The sequence below is a fragment of the Streptomyces sp. NPDC002784 genome (genome assembly GCF_053592135.1).
Genome location: NZ_JBSFVD010000160.1, coordinates 1 through 1,654, shown reverse-complemented (window position 1 = coordinate 1,654; position 1,654 = coordinate 1). Strand labels below are relative to the sequence as shown.

3 protein-coding genes are annotated in these 1,654 nt (G+C 68.5%); 2 read left to right on the top strand and 1 reads right to left on the bottom strand.

The window, feature by feature from the left end:
* The first annotated feature begins 475 nt into the window (after window positions 1–475).
* Window positions 476–706, top strand: coding sequence for a hypothetical protein (locus ACWD1Z_RS37450; RefSeq protein ID WP_389421663.1), 231 nt, complete (start codon window positions 476–478; stop codon window positions 704–706).
* Window positions 707–809: 103 nt separating this feature from the next.
* Here the strand turns inward: ACWD1Z_RS37450 and ACWD1Z_RS37445 are convergent, their stop codons facing one another.
* Window positions 810–1,109, bottom strand: a complete 300-nt coding sequence (locus ACWD1Z_RS37445) for a helix-turn-helix transcriptional regulator (RefSeq protein WP_389421664.1) — start codon at window positions 1,107–1,109, stop codon at window positions 810–812.
* A 140-nt stretch (window positions 1,110–1,249) separates the two neighbouring features.
* On the opposite strand from ACWD1Z_RS37445, the gene ACWD1Z_RS37440 reads away from it, so the two are divergent.
* A partial coding sequence (locus tag ACWD1Z_RS37440; protein ID WP_451125381.1) for an ATP-binding protein occupies window positions 1,250–1,654 on the top strand: 405 nt, incomplete at its 3' end.

Sequence of the window (1,654 nt, the reverse complement as noted above, 5' to 3'; positions counted from 1 at the left end):
CGTGCTCCGCCGAGCGAGTGTACACGGGGCGGCGCGCGCGGCCCCGGCGTCGCGCGAGGACACCTAGGGGGCGCCCGATTCCCTCGCCCGCCGCCCGGCCGAGCTGTCCCACCCCCACCCTTTTCCTTTCCTGCTGTGGGGCGAGGTCTGGGGGGCGTAGAGGGGATGTCGGGCTGCCGACCATGGCAGGAAAAGCGGTGGTGACCTGTAGATTTACGGACGGATGCCGCGAGCGGACGAGTGGCTGTCGGCGGGGTTGTCGGCCTGGTCCAGGGAGGTGTTGTCGCACCGTGACCGTGGTCGGGCCTTCATGGTCGCAGTCCTGGTCGGGGGCGGCTGTTGCGCTTCGTTGTACGCGCGGCACCGGATGAGTCGGTGCCGCACAGTTACGAAGCGGGAGAGGCCGTGGTGTGTGATGTGGACGCGGGTGGCGGGGACTGGCTGGCGTTTGTTGGCGGTGCTGGTGCAGTACCGGATGGCCGCCACGGAACAGATGCACCTGTTGATCGCGCCCAGGGTGCGGATCGAGCAGACGAGGCGTCGGCTGGCCACACTGCGCAGTGAGGGCCTCATCGACCGGATCACGCTGCCGCAGGCCGGACGGACCCGGGTGTGGTTCCCCACCCAGTACGGCGTCCAGGTCGCCTGCCAGTGCCCGGAGCTACGGGGGTTGCGGCCAGTGGCGCAGGGCGGGTGGAAGGGATGAGGGGTGACCTGGACGCTGCCGGAGTCGATGCCCAGCGGCTGGTTGCCTTGGCGACGAGCACGCTCCGCAACCGTGGTCGCGGCAGTCGGAAACCGTTGCACTTTCAGTGTTGGCTGTCCTGCGGGGTGAAGAGTTCCAGTAGTTCCTGGACGGGCACGTGTGCCTCCGCCGGATGGCGAAGCATGGCGTCCCGGCACAGGATGTAGCGCGTGCGCCGTCCCGCCCGCTCGCGGCTCAGGTAGCCGCTCTGTTCCAGGGCGGCGATGAGGCTCTGGGCGGTTCGCTCGGTGACGTGGCAGGCGGCGGCGATGTCGCGAAGACGGGCGTCAGGGTCTTGCGCTAGCACCAGCAGCACGCGTGCGTGCTTGGTGAGGAAGCCCCACTTCCCGGTCTGCTCGTCCATGATCTGCCCGTCCCTTCGCCCACGGCAGTGCATACCCGCAAGTATTTTCCGGAAACAAGCTTCTTCTGAGAGGGCTACTGCCAGGTTCCGGGGGTAGGCGGGGTGGGCAATGCACGGCGCTTCGGAAGTGAGGCGGGCCCATGGATGCTGCTGCCCAAAATGAGGGCCAGGAGCCGCATTCCGAGCGTCGGATCGCGGCCTGCACCGCGTTCGAGGGCAGCGCGGATATCGCCGAGGCCCGGTATATGGCCCGTGACTTCCTCACCTCCGTGCAGGCCGAGCACGGGCTGCCAGTGTCGGCTAGGGCAATGGGCATGGTGCAACTGGTCGTGAGCGAGCTGGTCACCAACGCCCGCAAATACGCGCCGGGCCCCTGCCTGCTGGACCTGCAGATCGTTGAGGGCGCCGTCCAGATCAGCGTGTGGGACAGCAGCAGCGACCCGCCATCGGTGCAGGCCACCGACCCGACGCGGCTGGGGCAGCACGGACTGGAGATCGTCATGGCGGTGTCCCAGACCTTCTGCGTCCACCGGGAGCCGGTGGGC